Source organism: Polaromonas sp. P3_A5 (assembly GCF_056403055.1).
The window spans coordinates 2,525,408-2,543,848 of sequence record NZ_JBFUGF010000001.1 but is presented as its reverse complement, the minus strand read 5'-3'; the positions used below and the strand labels follow the sequence as shown (position 1 = coordinate 2,543,848).

Below are 18,441 nucleotides of genomic sequence, written 5' to 3'. Positions count from 1 at the left end.
TTTTATGCTGCCTTGAAGTTAAGGGCCACGCCGTTCATGCAATAGCGCAGGCCAGTGGGTTTGGGGCCGTCGTCAAACACATGGCCCAGGTGCCCGCCGCAGCGGCGGCACAGCACTTCGGTGCGTTTCATGAAGAGGGTGGTGTCGGTTTCTTCGACCACGGCGTTGCTCATGGCTTGCCAGAAGCTGGGCCAGCCGGTGCCGCTGTCGAATTTGGTGGCTGAAGAGAAAAGAGGCAGGTCGCAACCGGCGCAGCTGAAAACGCCGGCGCGCTTTTCTTTATTGAGCGGGCTGGTGAAGGGCGTTTCAGTGCCGGCCTTGCGCAGCACGCGGTACTGGTCGGGCCGCAGCAGCTTTTGCCATTCGGCTTCGGTGCGGGTGACTTCATAGGCGCGCGCGGCCGCGTGGGCGGGTGCGGACGCCAGCAGCCCGCGCAGGCCGGCGGCCATGGCGGCGGAAAGGGCGCCCAGTTGGAGCAGGGAGTTTCTGCGGGTCATCATGCTTTGGCCTCTTTCGGTGGGTTGTTGTATTGCTTGCCGTGAACAGGCGGCATGAAGGTTGGTCGGCGCGGCGCGGTGTTTCTTACGAGTGACGACGCCCCTGGTGCGAAAGATTGGATGACGCTGTACCGGTTCAGTTCCGTGCGGCGAAATGGCGGGCAGCCTGAAATTGCTATCAATACAGTAGCTGCTCGCGCAGACTCCTATTGGGTTGGAGGCCGATTTGATGCTTGAAAATGGCACTGTGGGTGACGAAATTGGCCCCAAAAGCGCCCGCAGGGCCCACGACGGCTGAAAACAGGCAAAAACAGGCGAAAAAGAGGCAAAAAAGAGGCCCAAATACCACCAAAACTGCCCCGCAGGACGCTATTAAAACAGTAGCTGCTCGCGCCCGTTTTCATTGGTCTTAAGGCCAGTTTGGTGCTTAAAAAATGGCCTCCTGCAAGCCGCTGAAGCGGCGTTTTCCGATGGCGCGCGCTTTCCGCAGCGCCGCAGTCCTACAGGCCCGTTTACGCCTCCCATTTAGACTTGCAGGCAATGATGAAACAGCTCCTGACCCAACTTCGCGACTTTGCGGCCACCATTCCTGACCGCTTGCGCCACCCCACCAAACGCGGCGTGCTGCTGACACTGGCGGCCATTCCGGCGCTGGTGCTGCTGTATGTGCTGATCCTGATTCCGTTCACGCCCAGCATCAACGACCTGCTGAAAGCCAAAACCGCCAAGCCCTCGGTGGTGATGTCGTCTGACGGCCAGGTGCTGGCGGTGTTCAAGCGGGCCAACCGCGACTGGGTGAAGCTCGAAGACATTTCGCCCAGCGTGGTGGACGCGCTGGTCGCCACGGAAGACCACCGCTTTTACGACCACCACGGCCTGGACATCAAGCGCACGGTGTCGGCCGTGCTGCACACGGCCGCCGGCAAGACGCAGGGCGGCTCGACCATCACGCAGCAGCTGGCGCGCAACCTCTACCCGGAAGAAATCGGCCGTTCGTTGTCGATCACGCGCAAGCTGAAAGAAGCCATCACGGCTTTCAAGATAGAGGCGGTTTATTCCAAGGACGAAATCCTGGAGAGCTACCTCAACACCGTGCCCTTTTTGTACAACGCCTACGGCATTGAAATGGCGGCGCGCACCTACTTCGACAAATCCGCCAACGAGCTGGACGTGCTGCAAAGCGCCACGCTGGTGGGCATGCTCAAGGGCACGGCCTACTACAACCCGGTGAACAACCCCGAGCGCGCCATGCAGCGCCGCAACACGGTGCTGGCGCAGATGGTCAAGCACGAGAAGCTGCCCGTAGCCCAGCTGGAGGCACTGAAAAAGAAGCCGCTGCGCATCGACTTCGAGCGCCAGGACGAAGAGCTGGGCTCGGCGCCGCACCTGGCGCAGCAGCTGCGCCGCTGGCTGATTGAATGGGCCGACCGCAACGACTACAACATTTATGCCGACGGCCTGGTGCTGCGCAGCACCATTGATTCACGCCTGCAGGACATGGCCAACAAGGCGCTGGCGGTGCAGGTAGACCGCTTGCAAAAGACGGTCGCAGGTGACTGGCGCTTTAACTCGGGCTGGAAGGCCAAGAGCGGCGCGCCGCGCGAGCTGGCCCTGGCCTTCATACGCGACACCGCCGAATACAAGGCCCTGCGCACCAAGGGGCAGGCCGACGACCAGGCCACCAAGGCGCTGCTGGCGGACGCGGAGTTCATGCAAAACCTGAAGGACGAAAAAACGCGCTTGCAGGCCGGCTTCATGGCGCTGGACCCAACCAACGGCCAGGTCAGGGCCTGGGTGGGCAGCCGCGACTTTGCGCGCGACCAGTTTGACCACGTGCAGCAGGCGCGCCGCCAGCCGGGCTCGACCTTCAAGCCCTTTGTGTATGGCGCGGCGTTTGAAAACGGCGCCAAGCCGTCCGACGTGTACCTGGACGGTGAGGTGGAAATCCCGCTGGGGAACGGCGCTTTCTGGCGGCCGACCGACGGCGGCGGCCCCAGCGGCGAGATGATGACGCTGCGCCAGGGCCTGATGTTTTCCAAGAACACGATCACCGCACAGGTCATGCACGCGGTGGGCCCGGCCAATGTGGCCAGGCTGGCCAAGGCCATGGGCGTGCGCCAGAGCAAGCTGGAAGAAGTGCCCTCACTTGCGCTGGGCACCAGCCCTGTCACGCTGAGGGAAATGGTGGCGGCCTACGGCACGCTGGCCAATGACGGCCGTTATATAGAGCCCGTGATCGTTACCCGGGTAGAAGACCGCAACGGCAAGGTACTGGAAGCGTTTGAGCCCAAGCTGGCTGAAACCGTGATGCCGGCCACGGTGGCGCAGACGCTGCTGGACGTGATGCGCGGCGTGATCGACCAGGGCACGGGCGCTGCCATTCGCAGCCGCTACGGCATCCAGGCCGACGTGGCCGGCAAGACCGGCACGACACAGGGCAACACCGACGGCTGGTTCATCATGATGCACCCGCAGCTGGTGGCCGGCGCATGGGTGGGCTTTAACGACAACCGCGTGACCATGGCTGACAGCTATGGGCAGGGCGCCCGCAGCGCGCTGCCGATGGTGGGTGAGTTTTTCCAGGGCGCGATCAAGGCAAAAGTGATCGACGTAGCCCTGCGCTTCCCCGCGCCGGAAGGCGCAGGCGTGACGGACCAGGAGCGGCAGCGCATTGAAGCGCTGCTCAATGGCGCCGAGCCGCCGCAGGAAAGCCAGCCAGGCCAGACCGGTGACGGCGGCATGCCCCAGCCTTTGGGGCAACAGAGCATGTCAGGCGCTGCGGGAGGGCCGGCCACCGAGGGCGGCCCGCCGCGCGTGTGGCAGCCGGCGCCGGTGATCAAGTACATCACCGTGAACGGGCCTGCCGCAGACGGCACGCCGGGCGTGGTGCTGCCACCCGAGCAGCCGCGGCGTGTGCAGCCCGATGCTGCGGCGGAAAACACCGCCGTGCCGGGCGTGGTGGTGGGTGCGCCCATCGCTCCGCGCTAGCACTGTGCGCGGTGCGTGAGACTGCTATTAAATAGATAGCTGCTTGCGCTATTACTGATTGGGTTTCAGGCCTTTTTCTCTTGAATTGTTGCAACGCAGCGCGCGGCGTCAGCGTTTCGTTTTGCGCACCGCGTGCGGGCCGGTGTTGACAAAGCTGGCGTTGCCCAACCCGGTGCCCACCGTCAGCACGGCCCAGCGCTTCACGCCCTGCATGAAGGGCAGCTCAGACAGGCCTTGCACCACCGCATCGTTGTGCAGCCGCACCTGGGTGGTCTGGCCGTCCTGGCGCGGCAGCAGTTCGCTGAGGTCATGCGCCAGGTTAAAGCGCGGGCTTTCCCAGTTGCCGGGCAGGTTCTGCGCGCCGGTGGCGATGGAGCCGTCGTCGCAGATCATGCCGGGGCAGGCCACGCCGACAAACGGCGCCAGGGTGATGCCTTTTCTGTCGGCCAGGCGTTTGAGTTTTTTGAGCATGGCGGCAATGCCCTGCACCAGGTGTTCGCGGCGGGTCACGTCGTCGTCGCCGCGGTGGCCCCACTTTTCCAGGCCCGCCACGCGCACATCCGACAGGTCGGGCGACTTGCTCAGGCGTGGCCGCACAATGCCGCAGCGCACGTTGGTGCCGCCAATGTCTACCGCCAGGAAACCGCCGTATTGCGACAACAGTTCGGGCGGCGCCAGGTGCACCCAGCCGATCAGCCCGCCTTCGTCGGGGTGGTGGCGCAGCGTCATCAAATGCACGCGGGCGTTTTGCTGGTAGAGCAATTCGGCCGCGCGGTCGATGGCCAGTTCGCCCACCAGGCTTTGCTGAAAGCCGCCGCCCACCACAATGCGCTGCACGCCGTGCCATGTGGGATGCGCCAGAAAACGCCGCACCACACGCACCAGTTGCCAGGCGTAGTCTTCCGATGCCGCGGAAATCACGGCGGCGGCCTTGCCGTCGCGTTGAAGGAGCAGGTCGAGCCGCTTTTTGCTGATGGCGGGTGTGGGCTTGGTGCCCAGCACGTCTTCGCCGCTGATGCGGCGAAAAAGCCGGCGCCATACGTCCAGCATTTCGCTGTAGGCAACGCGGCTGACGGTGTCGCCCAGAAAGCGCTCGCCGTCGTGCAGTTCCAGGCTGTAGCCGTTGATCGTCACGGCAGGCAGCTTCAGCTGACCGTGCAACAGGTCATGAGGCAGGGAAGCGGGGGAGGCTTTGCGCGGCATGTGGGGGCGTGTGGTGCTGTGGTGAAAGGTTTCATCATGCGGGCGCGGCAGGCCGCCGGCTATCAGCCAACGCGCCTGAACGCGTCAGCCAATGGCGGGTGTACGCGGTGATTTGCGCGCAAAAAAACGGCCGGAAAGAGCCGGCCGATGGTGGGTTTGCAGCGTTTTATTGCTGCTTAGCGACCCAGGGGGTCGCGGTCTTTGTCCAGATCCTTCTGGATGTCTTCTGCGTTCTCACGTGCGTCGCCGGCGGCCTTTTGTGCCTTGCCCTGGAATTCACGGGCATGGCCCTTGGCCTGCTGCCCGGCATTGCCGACCAGCTTGCCGGTGTGTTCCTGCACTTCACCGGCAACTTCCTTGATCTTGCCTTTGACCTGGTCCTTGTTCATGGGATGTACCTTTCAGAGAGTTGCGTCATGGAAAATTCCATGCAGTTCAAGATAGCCCGCCGGCCCAGACCGCGCCGAAGGCATCGGGCCCATAGCCGTGTGGGTGTGTGCCTACAGGGCCTTTCGACGCGCGCCTGCTACGGGTCGGGAAACAGTTGCAACAGAACGTTCGTTGCGTCAGGATTAAACTGGCATTGCAGACAATGGACTGTGCTTTGAAGTGACCGTGCAGTGGAGGAAGGAAGAAAAAAGTCATATGAAGAAATTAGCCATCGTTTTAGGGACCCTGGTGTCCGGGGCTTCCCTGTGGGGCGCGCCAGCCGCCCCCACCACATGGTTTACCGTGATGGGTGACCCGGCTGACCCGGCCGTCAACACCATTGAGGTAGACCCGACCCCCATTGCCGCCAACGGCGACATGCGGGCCATGCAGGTACGCGTAAGCCGCGCGCTGCAACGCACCAGCTGGGACGGCGTGCCTTACCGTTCGTATGTTTCCACCGTGTTGTTTGACTGCGCTGACAAGAGCGCCAAGTACGTCACGCTGGCGTTTTACGTGCAGCCCCTGTGGAAGGGTGAGCCGTACAAAACAGTGACTTACCCCAACGAAGTGGTGCGCCCCATGGAGTTCCGCGACGTGACGCCCAACCCGACCCAGCGCATCATTCGCGCTGCATGCGAAACCGGCAAAATTACCACCAATTAGCGACCATGTTGCGGCGCTGGCGGGTTGTGCCCCGCTTGTGCCTTTAGGGCGCTCGGGCTACGATGGTTTGTCGCTTACGCATGGGGCTCCGGCGACTATCTTGAAGAAGGGTCTTGCATGCCGCAACTCATTGCAACGGTCGAAGGCGTCGAAATCAAGCACGTGTACCTGACGAACGACCGCACCACGCTGGGCCGCAGGCCCTACAACGACATCATCTTCGACAACCTGGTGGTCAGCGGCGAGCACTGCGTGTTCCTGCTGAAAGGCCTTGCGGACGTGTACCTTGAAGACCTGGGCAGCACCAACGGCACCTACCTCAACGGCCACATGGTCAAGTCGCGTGAGCTGCTGCACGACAACGACATCATCAATATCGGCAACTTCCGCATCCAGTACCTGGCCACCTCGCGGCATGAAGAAGAGGCTCCGCGCGAACATCAAACCACCGCCATGGCGCTGGACGCGATGGGCCTGCCCGGCACCAGCGGCACGATGCACGCGAGCCTGAAGGTGTTGTCGGGTTCGTCAGCGGGGCTGGAGGTGCCGGTGGTCAAGGCCGTTACCACCTTCGGGCAGCCCGGTGTGGCCGTGGTGTCGATATCGCACCGGCGCGACGGCTACTACGTGGCGCACATGGACGGCGAAAAGCCGCCGACCTGCAACGGCAAACCGATCGGCATGAAAGCGATTCCGCTGGCCCACCACGACATACTGAACCTGGCCGGAACCGAGATGGAGTTTTTGCTCAAGAGCGCCGAAGCCTGAGCGGGCCGGGCGGCGTGCAGGTCCGCTCAGATGGTCGAGTTGCTGATGCTGGTGGTGGGAAAGCCCATGGGCCTGCGCGAACTCCGTGGCCTGTAAGAAGGCGGCTCACCGGCCAGGCGCCAGGCAAAGGCCCGTGCCAGTGCCTTCAGCTTGAGCGTGGACTTCAGATGCAGCGGCGTCATGCCGGTGCGGGTCAGGTCCGATGCGTTGTTGGACACGCGTGACAGGCGGCGCTGCTCCAGCGCGGTGACGGGTTTGCGGGGCATGGCTGAGCGTGGCGTCTTTTTGATCGCCGCCTGCTCGGCGGCAGCACCGGTGAACTTTTCACGCAGCAGCGTGGCCTCGGGCCGCCGCTGGCTGTCCACAATCCAGTAGGGAATGCCGGCGCGGCCCAGCAGCTCGCGCTTGAAAGCATGCTTGCGGTCTGCCTGCTCGCCGCGCCCCAGCACATCGACGCAACCCAGCACAGCGCCTTTGCGGTCGGCCACGGCGCAGGCAAAGCTCACGGTGCTCAGCAGCGCCTGCCAGTGCGCGTCGCCGCCGCGGCTGTTGGGTTCAATAAAGCCGGTAAAGGGCACCTTGATCAATACATGGTGGTCCGGAAAAATGTCTGCCAGCCAGCGCCACACCGCGAGCTCGTCGCGACTGGTGAGCGGCTTGCGGCGCAGCGCGTGGTTGCGCGCCACCTTCTTGCGGGCCGACACCACATGCGACAGCCAGCGTTCATAGCCCAGCGCCCCCAGGGCCACGCTGCCCACAAAGATAAAGAAGCCGATCAAAAAAGAGGTGCCGGTCATGGTGCTGTCCTGGTGCTGGTACTGCGTTGATGTGCCGGGCCGATGCGCTGCCTGTTTTGATATGGGTGTATGACCCTGAGCGGCTGCGCGGCGCTGGCTGAAAATCCCAGCCGTGTTTATAAGGTACATTTTTCATTTTTCGGCAATATGGCCCAGAACATTTGTGAACGTTCGTATTAGGCCGTGCTGACCCGGCCGTGGTGACCACACTGCGGTGTTACCCGGCCAGAGCCACTTTCCACGCATCCCCTCCTTAAACTCCATGAAGAAACTCCCCACCAGCGGCGGCCTCGTGTATTCCACCGACGCGGGACGCATGTGCCCTGGCTGCCGCCAGCCGGTGTCTGCGTGCACGTGCAAGCAGCAGGCAACACCCAAGGGTGATGGTGTGGTGCGCGTCATGCGTGAAAGCAAAGGCCGCGGCGGAAAAACTGTCACCGTCATCAAGGGCCTGCCGCTGGACGCGCTGGCCCTGGCGCAATTGGGCAAACAGCTCAAAGCCGCCTGCGGCTCGGGTGGCACGGCCAAAGACGGCATCATTGAAGTGCAGGGCGACCACTGCGACACCGTTATGCAGGCCCTGCAAAAACAGGGCTACGCGCCCAAGCGGGCAGGAGGTTAGGGTTAGGCATGAAACCCGAAGACCTCCAGCTGCTGGTGACCCGCGAAATGCCTTTCGGCAAACACAAGGGCACCCTGATCGCCGACCTGCCTGGCAACTACCTTAACTGGTTCGCCCGCGAAGGTTTTCCCAAAGGCGAAATCGGCCGCCTGCTGCAGCTGATGCAGGAGATCGACCACAACGGGTTGAAGCCGCTGCTGGATCCGTTGCGGCGGTAGTCAAGTCACTCAATCACCGCGAGACTCTGGAAGTTTCGCAATCACCTTGATCTCAAACTGAAAGCCATAGAGCCAGGTCACGCCGACACCCGTCAGCGTAGGGTGCGGTGCGTTGCCCCAGTAGTCGGGCACCACTTTCCAGGCTGTCTCGAACACCGATTCCGGATCCACCATGAAGACGGTGACGTCGACCACGTCGTCGAAGGTGCAGCCTGCGGCCTTGAGGATGGCGTTCAGGTTGTCGAAGGCGAGCCGGACCTGAGCCTCCAGGTCGGGCTCGGGGGATCCGTCTTCGCGGCTGCCCACCTGCCCTGAAACGAACAGGAAGCCGTTGGACTTCACCGCCGGCGAATACCGGTTGCGTTCATAGAGGGCCTGGCGCCCCGGTGGAAAAACGACTTCACGCTTGGTCATAAAAATGTCCTTCATATGGGCCGTCGCCGGCCCGTGGTTAACGATGAAAGAACTTTAAAAGGCTGTGCCTTTCGGATAAACAGGCAAGGCTAACCATCACTGTTCGTAAAATCCAAACAATCATCAACGTCACCGTATTTGGAGCAGAGATGGACCGTTTCGATGCAATGCAGGCATTCGCCCGCGTGGTGGAAGCGGGCAGCTTCACCAAGGCGGCCGAGACGCTTCACATGAGCAAGACCAGCGTGACACAGCTGGTGCAGCAGCTGGAAGCGCGGCTGCGGGTCAAGCTGCTCAACCGGACCACACGCAAGGTCAATGTCACTGCCGATGGCGCTGCCTACTATGAGCGGGTGGTGCGCGTCCTGGCCGAGGTGGACGATGCCGAGACCAGCCTGTCCAGTGCGTCAGCGTCGCCCAGGGGTCGGCTGCGGGTCGATGTACCCAGCCCCCTGGCCCGCATGATCCTGGTGCCGGCCTTGCCGGAATTTCATGCGCGCTACCCTGAGATTCAGCTCGACATGGGTGTCAGCGACCGTATGGTGGACCTGATCGGCGACAACGTGGACTGCGTCGTGCGCGGCGGCGAGCTAACCGATCAGTCGCTGATGGCCCGCAAGGTGGGTGACCTGCAGTTGGGGGTGTACGCCGCCCCGGCCTATCTGGAGCGCTCGGGCACACCGTTGCACCCACAAGAGCTGGAAGACACACATCACCGCATCGTGGGGTTCCTGTGGGCGCGCACCGGCAAGGCTTTTCCGTACGCCATGCACTGCAAGGGCGAGAGCATCAAGGTGCAAGGCCGCCACCTGTTCGCATTCGATGACGGCAATGCCTACCTCGCGGCCGGGCTGGCGGGATTGGGAGTCCTCTGGCTGCCGGACTATATGGCGAAGGCGCACCTGGCTGGCGGCGAACTGATGCCCCTGTTCAAGGGCTGGCGCCTTGACCCCATGCCCCTGTATGTGGCCTTTCCGCCGAACCGGCATGTCAGCGCAAAACTGCGGGTGTTCATCGAATGGGTAGCCGGGCTGATGGCGCAGCATGCGCCTGTCGGTGGTCCAGATGGCGGAAGAATGAAATCCGATCCCAAATGAGCAGAGGGTACCCACGAGTGGGCGGAGCGAGTTATCACTCTTGGTTCCCTTGCTTTCACACCAGCAGGTGTTGGGGGGCCTGGATGAGGGTCAGGTTTGGATTAAAAAACCAGCAGCTTTTAATCTGGCAGTCTTTATTCAGCTAACGCCGCCTCGAAGCGTTGCAGCTCTTCATCGACTGTTCCACGGCTGTGGAAGTTGCGGTTCGCCTGGCCGTACCAGTACTCGGCATTTTCCAGGTCACCTTCCTGGATATGCAAGATGCCGTGTAGCCAGGCAGCCAGTTGCGATTCATCGCTTTGCACAATGCCGTGTGCGTCGTTCCATTGCCCCGAACGTATATGAATCAGAGCTTGGCGAAGAGTGGCCGTCATCGAAATCTCCTTGAATGGGATATGGATGCATTGCTCATCTATCGAGATTTGAATGAGTGTTGCATTGCGTGGATGGAGTGGTCAGAAATCACAAATTTTTGATCCCGATAGATCTTCTTATCGTGTAGCTTAGAACTAAATTGTTCAAGGCGTTGTGGACGCGTCGGTGTTTACCCGGCCACCCTGTTATATGTGACAGGGGTGGCACTTCATATTGTCATTTGATTCGCGTAGATTGATTGCCGATCGCTCACATCGCTGCCACGAGTTTTATTGGATGACTTAAAAATTCACAACGTCAGGCTGAGTTTGTTAACTTATAGTCGCCGAAAAAGGGAGTTCATGAGTTGTATGAAAACCGATCAATTGGAGGAGGCCGAGCGATGCGTCTACCCGGATACTCAGCATTTTGAAACTAGATTCGAAACCATCAACGTAAATGGCAAGGCGCTCTGTCTCGCTCCCGGGAATGAATATCACCGCCGAGATCAAAGCTAGCAAGCGGCGAATCGTCAAGTACCTGCTTAGCCCGATACAGACAGCGGACAGTGTTCTGAGAAACAAAGGCTCCAATGGACAAGAAAAAGACGCCGAACGACTTTCCCGTGGTGAAGCGATGTAATAGAAAACTTTTGACCGGTTTTTTGGCGCTTACGACCTTTGGGTTGATGTTGCCTTTATTGATGTTGCCTTTATTTCTCCCAGGGTTGCCATGGCTGACCAATAGTTATCCATGGCGATTTCTGAATGCAGTGGTGCCATCTGCAAAAAAGTTGTCTCTCTCAATACAGAGTCCGAATACTGCGGATGTGTACTGGATTTTTATTTTGTTGGCATCTCTTCTTTTAGGGATTTATCAATTTCTAAGTTTAAAAACTCCTGAGGAGTTCTTGCGTGCCGACATGATTTTGAGTTCTCCAAAAAGCCGTTTTCGTATGTGGCTTAAAGCGGTAGGGGGGAGTTTCATTTTTGCCTTGCTGATTATTTTTTTTCATATTCTTCCGGGTGAACTCGGCTTGGATCCCGGTGGAAGTCGAGGTCAATTGGTGGTGAGTTTGATGCTCATGAGCAACGTTGCGCTGGCAATTTTTGGCGGATTGATATCAGGTTCTTTGTCCGTCGTTTGGTTTTTCTTTTTGTATGCCGTCTATAGCGTCATACGAATTCCGTTTTTAGTAGTCAATCAACCGCAAGAGGAAAATGCAGCATGAGTGTTGAAATTAAATTGAGCGATCTGGCCCAGCTAACTACCGCTTGGGGCGGCGCGGTAGCCAGCGCTCTTTCAGATGGAGCGAAAAGATATACGGCGACTGCCGCACTTGTATTGGAACAATCAGGCCAGCAAGTGCTTACTGAGACTCAGAAATTCAATATTTTTGCTGAATCTCAAGCAGTATCTTTCAGGAACCTGAAAGATACTGCCAATGCTTGGGCAGAAGGGGCAGAGGCTGCTGGGAAAACCGGAATTGCAGACATCATGCGCAAGTATCGAGATAAGGCTGCTGCCCAGGCAGCTATCGTCGAAGCGAATGTAATGGGACGGCAGCAATGGCTTGAGAATCTTGTTTCTGACGCTAACGTAAAAATTGGTAGTGCGAATAAAACAATCGCGAGTGTTGGTGGCGGAATAGGAAAGGCTTTTGGGCCAATCGTCGATGCGGCGCAGATGATTACGGGGGCGTGGGAATATAGCCAGACCGGGGACAAAACCAATTGGGAGAACGCATGTGCAGGCGTCGCACTTAGTTGGGCCTTTGCTGGCGTGGCTGTTCTCCTTCTACCAGCTACCGCCACAGTAGTCACGATTGCGATCGTTGGGGGAATTGCGGCTGGAGTTGGCTCTTATTTGGGGGGGCAATATTTTCAGCAAGTAAACGGTTGGTTGCGAGATCAATGGTGGTTTACAAATACCATTGACTTTGTAATTGATGGACTGACGGGTAGTCGATTTGGTGCAGCGAAGAATTTCGTCATTCGACGGGATCCATTGGTTTTCGACCTAGACGGCGACGGCCTGGAGCTGGCAGGTGCCAGCGGCGCTATTCTCTTCGACCACAACGCCGACGGGATCAAAACCGGTACTGGCTGGGCCAGACCGGATGATGGGTTCCTGGTTCGGGATCTCAACGGCAATGGCACGATAGACACAGGCCGCGAGCTCTTCGGTGTAGACACCATCAAGAGCAACAACACATTGGCCACGGACGGCTTTGATGCTCTCCGTGACCTGGACGCCAACGGCGATGGTTTCATCACCAGTGCAGATGCTGCATTTGGCGAACTCAGGATATGGCAAGACGCCAACCAGGACGGCATTACCCAGAGCGGCGAGCTCAAGACCCTGAGCGAGCTCAACATCACCAGTATTGGGGTAAACGGCAGCAGCACGGGCCCACAAGCGGGGCAGGTGATCAACAATAATACTGTTGCCTTGAGCACGACGTTCACCCAGAATGGCCAGGCACATACCGTCGGGGCGATAGACCTGGAAGTCAACAACTTCTTTACCGAATTCCCGCCTGAAGTGGTGGACGAAGCCGGAAACCCTGTGCCCATCACCGAGCAAGCTCAGGCGCTGCCGCAGATGAATGGCTCGGGCATGGTGCGTAATATGCGGGCGGCTGCCAGCCTAGACAGCGACTTCGCCGATGCCCTGCAAACCTTCGCAACAACCTCCACCAGGGATGGCCAGCGCAGCCAGCTTGATAATCTCGTCACTCTGTGGGCCAACACTTCCACCTATTCCCACGGCGTGCTTTACAGCCTCAATGCCAACGTCACCTATAACCTGCCGGCTGGCGTGACTGAGGCCGAATACAAGAACCTTATCTATGTACTCGAGGCCTTCAATGGCAGCCGTTTCTACGGTGATGAAAATGGTGGGCCCCGCCCAACCGGTTTTGCCATCAATAGCAGCACTGATCCGAACACTGGGAATGTGGTGTATCACTACATCGTCAGTCCGCTGGCTGCACAGGTGGATCTGTTGCTGCAAGCCTATAGTGCGCTGAAGGAAAGTGTCTATGCCGCACTGGTAGCCCAGACGAGGCTTAAGCCGTATCTCGACAGTATTGAAGTGGTTGTCGGCGAAACCGGAATTACGTTTGACACTACTGCGTTGACCGCTGCGCTTGTGAGCCATAGAGCTGCAGATGAGCGAAACGCGCTTATTGACCTGGTTGAACTTCATCACTACACGGCCGCAGCATTATCTGCTGTCGGGTTTGGTGGGATACCCATACTGAGCAGCTGGATTGATGCTCTGGCGGTAGATTCTCCGTTAAGGAGCGAGCTCGCATCCTTGGATGTGTATTTGAGCCTGATGACCAACGGAAGCAGCCGGTCAGACATTTATTTGGGAGATGCCTCCGCAAATACTTTCAATGCAGGTGCAAGCGGTGATTGGTTGGACGGAGGCGCAGGAAATGATCTGCTGCAAGGTGGCTCAGGCAACGACGTGCTCGAAGGCGGCGCCGGCGACGACATCCTGGCCGGTGGCGTGTACGACACCTGGAACGGTAACTACAACGGTGCTGGCAGCGACACCTATATGTTCGGCCTGGGCGATGGCCAGGACACAATTGTTGACCAGGACACCACCGCCGGCGCTATCGACCGGATAGTTTTCAAGTCAGGCATTTTGCCCGCTAGCGTGCTGATCTCCCGCTCGGGTGACAGCCTTGTGCTGAAGATTCAGGGCACCAGCGACCAAATAGCAGTCAACGGTTATTTCAATGGCGACGGCACTGGAGGCTGGGCGATTGAGCAGATTCAGTTTGTCGACGATGCGGCAACGGTCTGGGATGTTGCCAGCGTCAAAGCGCAAGCCCTGCTTGGAACAATCAACAACGACACGCTTCAGGGTTATGCCACCAACGACACGATCAATGCCGGAGAAGGCAATGACACCGTGACCGGCAATGACGGCAATGACATATTGAACGGAGATGCGGGAGCCGACTCACTGAGCGGCGGCAATGGCAATGATCTTCTGGCCGGCGGTGCCGGTGCTGATTCCCTGATGGGCGGGAATGGTGACGACACGCTGCAGGGTGGAGCTGACGGGGACACCTTGCAGGGCGGCGCAGGTGACGATGTTCTGGATGGAGGCACCGGCAACGACGTGTTGGGTGGAGGGGTATACGACACCTGGAACGGCAATTACAACGGCACTGGCAGCGACACCTATATGTTCGGCCTGGGCGACGGCCAGGACACGATCGTCGACAACGACACCACCGTTGGCGTCGTCGACAAGATCGTCTTCAAGGCTGGCATCCTGCCAGCCAGCGTGTCGATCTCGCGCTCGGGCGACAGCCTTATCCTGGCTATCCAGGGTACCAGTGACCAGGTAACGGTCAACGGCTATTTCAATGGAGACGGTGCGGGCGGTTGGGCCATCGAAGAGATTCGCTTCGCCGATGATCTGAACACGGTTTGGACAGTGACAGACGTCAAGACTATGGCCCTTGTAGGCAGTACCGGCAATGATGCCCTGACCGGCTACGCCACCGATGACGTGATCGTGGGCAATGACGGCAACGACACCATCAGCGCCCGGGCAGGCAATGACACACTGTATGGCGGCAATGGCGCTGACACTCTCAGCGGTGAAGATGGCAACGACCTGATCCTGGGCGATGCCGGTGCGGATTCCCTGATCGGAGGCAACGGTGTTGACACCCTGTTGGGTGGGGCTGACAACGATACGCTGCAAGGTGGCGCCGGCGACGACATCCTGGAAGGCGGAGCCGGCAACGACCTGCTGGGCGGCGGGGTGTACGACACCTGGAACGGCAACTACAACGGAGCGGGAAGCGACACCTATATGTTCGGCTTGGGCGACGGCCAGGACACGATCGCCGACAACGACACGACGGCCGGTGCCGTCGACAAGATCGTCTTCAAGGCTGGCATCTTGCCAGGCAGCGTGTTGATCTCGCGCTCGGGTGACAGCCTGGTTCTGAAGATCCAGGGTACCAGCGACCAGGTAACGGTCAACGGTTATTTCAATGGAGACGGTACTGGCGGCTGGGCCGTGGAAGAAATCCGTTTTGCGGACGACCTGAATACGGTATGGACGGTTTCCGACGTCAGGACAATGGCCCTTGTCGGCAGTGCCGGCAACGATGCACTGGTCGGCTACGGCACAGATGACGTGATCGTGGGCAATGATGGCAACGACACCATCAGCGGCCGGGCTGGCAACGACACGTTGTACGGCGGTAATGGCGCCGACACCCTCAGCGGGGAAGATGGCGACGACCTGCTTCTGGGTGACGCCGGCGGTGATTCCCTGAGCGGTGGCAACGGCAACGATACGCTGAGCGGAGGCGCCGATGGCGACACATTGCAGGGCGGGTCGGGTAACGACATCCTGGAAGGCGGGGCCGGCAATGATCTGCTGGGCGGCGGCGTGTACGACACCTGGAATGGTGTCTACACCGGCACAGGCAGCGACACCTACCTGTTTGGGCGCGGAGACGGGCAGGACACGATCGCCGACAACGACACGACCGCAGGTGTCATTGACAAGATCATTTTCAAAGCCGGAGTTCTCCCGGGGGATGTCCTGGTTTCCCGCTCTGGCGATACCCTGGTGCTCAAAATCATCGGCACCGGCGATCAGATATCGGTGAGCGGCTATTTCAATGGGGATGGCGCCGGCGGCTGGGCCATCGAAGAGATTCGCTTCACTGATGACGTCAATGCGGTCTGGTCTGTGGCCAACGTCAAGAACATGGCGGCGCTTGTGGGCGGCGCTGGCAATGACACGCTGATTGGCTATGCCACCGACGACGTGATGGCGGGCAACGATGGCAATGACACCATGAGTGGTCGTGGCGGCAACGACACGCTGTACGGCGGCAATGGCGCGGACACGCTTAACGGAGAAGACGGCAACGACCTGCTTCTGGGTGAGGCAGGCGGCGACTCCCTGAACGGAGGCAACGGCAACGATACCTTGAACGGCGGTGCCGATGTCGACACACTGCAAGGAGGTGCCGGGAACGACACCCTGGATGGCGGGTCGGGCAACGACATTCTGGCCGGCGGCGTGTACGACACCTGGAATGGCGTTTACACCGGAACCGGCAGCGACACCTATCTGTTCGGGCGAGGTGATGGACAGGACACGATCTCCGACAACGACTCCACTGCTGGCGTCATTGACAAGATCATCTTCAAAGCCGGGGTGCTCCCCGGAGATGTCCTGGTTTCCCGTTCCGGCGATATTCTTGTGCTCAAAATCATCGGCACCAGCGACCAGATATCGGTCAATGGCTATTTCAATGGGGACGGCACCGGCGGCTGGGCGGTGGAAGAGATCCGTTTCGCCGATGATGTCAACACGGTCTGGTCGATTGCCAATGTGAAGGTGATGGCTCTGGTCGGTACGGCCGGTAATGACACCCTGACGGGCTACGCCACCGACGACGTGCTCGTGGGCAATGACGGCAATGACACCATCAGCGCCCGGGCCGGAAACGATACGCTGTACGGCGGTAATGGCGCCGACACCCTCAACGGGGAGGACGGCAACGACGTGCTCCTGGGGGAGGCCGGTGGTGATTCCCTGAGCGGCGGTAACGGTAACGACACGCTCAATGGCGGAGCCGATGTGGACACCTTGCAAGGCGGATCAGGCAATGACACCCTGGAGGGTGGTGCCGGCAATGACATCCTGGCCGGAGGGGTGTACGACACCTGGAACGGCAATTACAACGGCGCGGGCAGCGACACCTACCTGTTCGGCTTGGGCGATGGCCAGGACACGATCTACGACAACGACGGCACCGCTGGCGTTGTCGACAAGATCGTCTTCAAGGCTGGAATCCTGCCCGCCAGCGTGCTGGCTTCGCGATCGGGCGACAGCCTGGTCCTGAAGATTCAAGGCACCGCCGACCAGATCACGGTTAACGGCTATTTCAGCGGGGATGGAGCCGGAGGCTGGGCCGTTGAAGAGATCCGCTTCACTGATGATGTCAACACGGTCTGGTCAGTTGCAAATGTGAAGCTGATGGCGCTGACGGGCGGCTCAGGCAATGACACCCTGACCGGCTATGCCTCCGATGATGTGCTCGTGGGGAATGACGGCAATGACACCATCAGCGCCCGGGCCGGCAACGACACGTTGTACGGCGGCAATGGCGTCGACACCCTCAACGGGGAAGACGGCAACGACATGCTGCTGGGCGAGGCCGGCGGCGACTCCCTGAGTGGAGGCAACGGCAACGACACACTCAATGGTGGTGCCGATGGTGACACCTTGCAAGGCGGCGCCGGTAACGACATTCTGGTGGGCGGATCGGGCAACGACATCCTGGCGGGTGGAATCTATGACACCTGGAACGGCGTCTACACCGGCACGGGCAACGACATCTATCGCTTCGGAGTGGGCGGCGGCCAGGACACCATTTATGACAACGATGGGACCGCGGGAAACATTGATCGGATTGAATTTGACGCGGGTATTACACCTACCGGTATCACGGTAACTCGCAGCGGGAACAATCTCGTTTTGAGAATCACGGGGACGACCGACACCCTGACGGTGAGCAACTACCTGGCCAACAACTCGGTGACACCCTGGTCCGTTGAGGAAATCGCGTTCGGCGATGGCACGGTGTGGAGGCCTGCAGACATCGATGCCATTTTGTTGAACGGGGGCATCCTCGGGACAGCTACGACCGGCGCGGACAGTCTGATTGGCAACAATACCTCGGCAGATACGCTCAATGGGTTGGCCGGCAACGATATTCTCCGCGGCCTGGGGGGCAACGACACCTTGACGGGGGGCACTGGAAATGACCAGCTTTTTGGTGGCTCAGGCGCTGATACCTACCTGTTTGCGCGGGGTGACGGCGCTGACGTCCTCACAGACACAGATGCCACTGCGGGTGTGACCGACACCTTGAGGTTTGACGCCAGCGTTGCTGCCGACCAGCTCTGGTTTCAGCAGGTAGGGCTCAATCTGGAGGTCTCTGTCATAGGCACAACGGACAAAGTGGCTGTCACCAACTGGTACCAGGGCGCCGGCAACCATGTGGAAATATTTGAGCTGGCCAATGGGACTCGTTTGCTGGACAGTCAAGTGCAAAACCTGGTTGATGCAATGGCGGCATTCTCGCCACCGGCGGCAGGTGAGACCACATTGCCGGCTGGCTATCAAACAAACTTGTCACCGGTCATTGCTGCAAACTGGCAGTAGAAGATGCCTGTTTGAATGCAGGGAGTACTGTCGCCCAGCCGCCGTACGCGGTGGATGATGGCGACAGGCTTCTCTTTGTGTTTGGGCAGCAAATATTCTCGCCACAGGCTTGATGCTTGACGGGGAAGTGCCCCAGACCGGGCGGGTCTTCGTCAG

Annotated in this window: 14 protein-coding genes; 8 read left to right on the top strand and 6 right to left on the bottom strand. The window is 59.7% G+C overall.

Annotated features, from left to right (window positions below):
* Positions 1 to 2 precede the first annotated feature (2 nt).
* On the bottom strand, positions 3 to 500 hold the full coding sequence (gene msrB / locus AC1DU8_RS12045; protein WP_477667164.1) for a peptide-methionine (R)-S-oxide reductase MsrB: 498 nt from the start codon (positions 498 to 500) through the stop codon (positions 3 to 5).
* Between the two features lie 540 nt (positions 501 to 1,040).
* Here msrB and AC1DU8_RS12040 point away from each other — a divergent pair.
* Positions 1,041 to 3,485, top strand: a complete 2,445-nt coding sequence (locus AC1DU8_RS12040) for a penicillin-binding protein 1A (RefSeq protein ID WP_477707120.1) — start codon at positions 1,041 to 1,043, stop codon at positions 3,483 to 3,485.
* A 108-nt stretch (positions 3,486 to 3,593) separates the two neighbouring features.
* Here AC1DU8_RS12040 and AC1DU8_RS12035 read toward each other — a convergent pair whose 3' ends face one another.
* Positions 3,594 to 4,688, bottom strand: a complete 1,095-nt coding sequence (locus AC1DU8_RS12035; protein ID WP_477702763.1) for an ROK family protein — start codon at positions 4,686 to 4,688, stop codon at positions 3,594 to 3,596.
* 176 nt (positions 4,689 to 4,864) lie between these two features.
* Positions 4,865 to 5,077 (bottom strand): CsbD family protein, encoded by a 213-nt coding sequence (locus tag AC1DU8_RS12030; protein ID WP_477702764.1) that lies wholly within the window; start codon positions 5,075 to 5,077, stop codon positions 4,865 to 4,867.
* A 256-nt stretch (positions 5,078 to 5,333) separates the two neighbouring features.
* Here AC1DU8_RS12030 and AC1DU8_RS12025 point away from each other — a divergent pair, with 256 nt between their 5' ends.
* Both AC1DU8_RS12025 and AC1DU8_RS12020 read left to right on the top strand, forming a co-directional pair.
* Positions 5,334 to 5,783 carry a surface-adhesin E family protein gene (locus AC1DU8_RS12025; protein ID WP_477667167.1) on the top strand — a complete coding sequence of 150 codons (450 nt, stop codon included), beginning with the start codon at positions 5,334 to 5,336 and terminating at the stop codon, positions 5,781 to 5,783.
* A gap of 117 nt (positions 5,784 to 5,900) precedes the next feature.
* Entirely contained in the window at positions 5,901 to 6,551 is a 651-nt protein-coding gene (locus AC1DU8_RS12020; RefSeq protein WP_457278741.1) for an FHA domain-containing protein, read from the top strand.
* Positions 6,552 to 6,577: 26 nt separating this feature from the next.
* Here the strand turns inward: AC1DU8_RS12020 and AC1DU8_RS12015 are convergent, their stop codons facing one another.
* The gene (locus tag AC1DU8_RS12015) at positions 6,578 to 7,348 is read right to left on the bottom strand and encodes a DUF2726 domain-containing protein (protein ID WP_477667168.1); all 771 of its coding nucleotides are present in this window, start codon (positions 7,346 to 7,348) and stop codon (positions 6,578 to 6,580) included.
* A 262-nt stretch (positions 7,349 to 7,610) separates the two neighbouring features.
* Here AC1DU8_RS12015 and AC1DU8_RS12010 point away from each other — a divergent pair, with 262 nt between their 5' ends.
* Both AC1DU8_RS12010 and AC1DU8_RS12005 read left to right on the top strand, forming a co-directional pair.
* Positions 7,611 to 7,970, top strand: a complete 360-nt coding sequence (locus tag AC1DU8_RS12010; RefSeq protein WP_477667169.1) for a translation initiation factor Sui1 — start codon at positions 7,611 to 7,613, stop codon at positions 7,968 to 7,970.
* An 8-nt stretch (positions 7,971 to 7,978) separates the two neighbouring features.
* Positions 7,979 to 8,188: a DUF3820 family protein gene (locus AC1DU8_RS12005; RefSeq protein ID WP_431096799.1), complete on the top strand. Its 210-nt coding sequence runs from the start codon at positions 7,979 to 7,981 to the stop codon at positions 8,186 to 8,188.
* A 9-nt stretch (positions 8,189 to 8,197) separates the two neighbouring features.
* On the opposite strand, the gene AC1DU8_RS12000 is transcribed toward AC1DU8_RS12005, so the two are convergent.
* Positions 8,198 to 8,602, bottom strand: coding sequence for a RidA family protein (locus AC1DU8_RS12000; RefSeq protein ID WP_477667171.1), 405 nt, complete (start codon positions 8,600 to 8,602; stop codon positions 8,198 to 8,200).
* Between the two features lie 149 nt (positions 8,603 to 8,751).
* Here AC1DU8_RS12000 and AC1DU8_RS11995 point away from each other — a divergent pair, with 149 nt between their 5' ends.
* The gene (locus tag AC1DU8_RS11995; protein WP_477726788.1) at positions 8,752 to 9,699 is read left to right on the top strand and encodes a LysR family transcriptional regulator; all 948 of its coding nucleotides are present in this window, start codon (positions 8,752 to 8,754) and stop codon (positions 9,697 to 9,699) included.
* 134 nt (positions 9,700 to 9,833) lie between these two features.
* Here AC1DU8_RS11995 and AC1DU8_RS11990 read toward each other — a convergent pair whose 3' ends face one another.
* Positions 9,834 to 10,073 (bottom strand): hypothetical protein, encoded by a 240-nt coding sequence (locus AC1DU8_RS11990; protein WP_477705203.1) that lies wholly within the window; start codon positions 10,071 to 10,073, stop codon positions 9,834 to 9,836.
* A gap of 572 nt (positions 10,074 to 10,645) precedes the next feature.
* On the opposite strand from AC1DU8_RS11990, the gene AC1DU8_RS11985 reads away from it, so the two are divergent.
* Together AC1DU8_RS11985 and AC1DU8_RS11980 are read left to right on the top strand one after the other, a co-directional pair.
* Entirely contained in the window at positions 10,646 to 11,284 is a 639-nt protein-coding gene (locus tag AC1DU8_RS11985) for a hypothetical protein (RefSeq protein ID WP_477726787.1), read from the top strand.
* Complete coding sequence (locus AC1DU8_RS11980; RefSeq protein WP_477726786.1) at positions 11,281 to 18,285, top strand: calcium-binding protein; 7,005 nt, start codon at positions 11,281 to 11,283, stop codon at positions 18,283 to 18,285. Before AC1DU8_RS11985 ends, AC1DU8_RS11980 begins: the two co-directional genes overlap by 4 nt.
* The last annotated feature ends 156 nt before the right edge of the window (positions 18,286 to 18,441 follow it).

Coding starts and splice junctions, on each gene's coding strand:
- msrB (WP_477667164.1), bottom strand. CDS start 500: ATGATGACCCGCAGAAACTCCCTGCTCCAACTGGGCGCCCTTTCCGCC.
- AC1DU8_RS12040 (WP_477707120.1), top strand. CDS start 1,041: ATGAAACAGCTCCTGACCCAACTTCGCGACTTTGCGGCCACCATTCCT.
- AC1DU8_RS12035 (WP_477702763.1), bottom strand. CDS start 4,688: ATGCCGCGCAAAGCCTCCCCCGCTTCCCTGCCTCATGACCTGTTGCAC.
- AC1DU8_RS12030 (WP_477702764.1), bottom strand. CDS start 5,077: ATGAACAAGGACCAGGTCAAAGGCAAGATCAAGGAAGTTGCCGGTGAA.
- AC1DU8_RS12025 (WP_477667167.1), top strand. CDS start 5,334: ATGAAGAAATTAGCCATCGTTTTAGGGACCCTGGTGTCCGGGGCTTCC.
- AC1DU8_RS12020 (WP_457278741.1), top strand. CDS start 5,901: ATGCCGCAACTCATTGCAACGGTCGAAGGCGTCGAAATCAAGCACGTG.
- AC1DU8_RS12015 (WP_477667168.1), bottom strand. CDS start 7,348: ATGACCGGCACCTCTTTTTTGATCGGCTTCTTTATCTTTGTGGGCAGC.
- AC1DU8_RS12010 (WP_477667169.1), top strand. CDS start 7,611: ATGAAGAAACTCCCCACCAGCGGCGGCCTCGTGTATTCCACCGACGCG.
- AC1DU8_RS12005 (WP_431096799.1), top strand. CDS start 7,979: ATGAAACCCGAAGACCTCCAGCTGCTGGTGACCCGCGAAATGCCTTTC.
- AC1DU8_RS12000 (WP_477667171.1), bottom strand. CDS start 8,602: ATGACCAAGCGTGAAGTCGTTTTTCCACCGGGGCGCCAGGCCCTCTAT.
- AC1DU8_RS11995 (WP_477726788.1), top strand. CDS start 8,752: ATGGACCGTTTCGATGCAATGCAGGCATTCGCCCGCGTGGTGGAAGCG.
- AC1DU8_RS11990 (WP_477705203.1), bottom strand. CDS start 10,073: ATGACGGCCACTCTTCGCCAAGCTCTGATTCATATACGTTCGGGGCAA.
- AC1DU8_RS11985 (WP_477726787.1), top strand. CDS start 10,646: ATGGACAAGAAAAAGACGCCGAACGACTTTCCCGTGGTGAAGCGATGT.
- AC1DU8_RS11980 (WP_477726786.1), top strand. CDS start 11,281: ATGAGTGTTGAAATTAAATTGAGCGATCTGGCCCAGCTAACTACCGCT.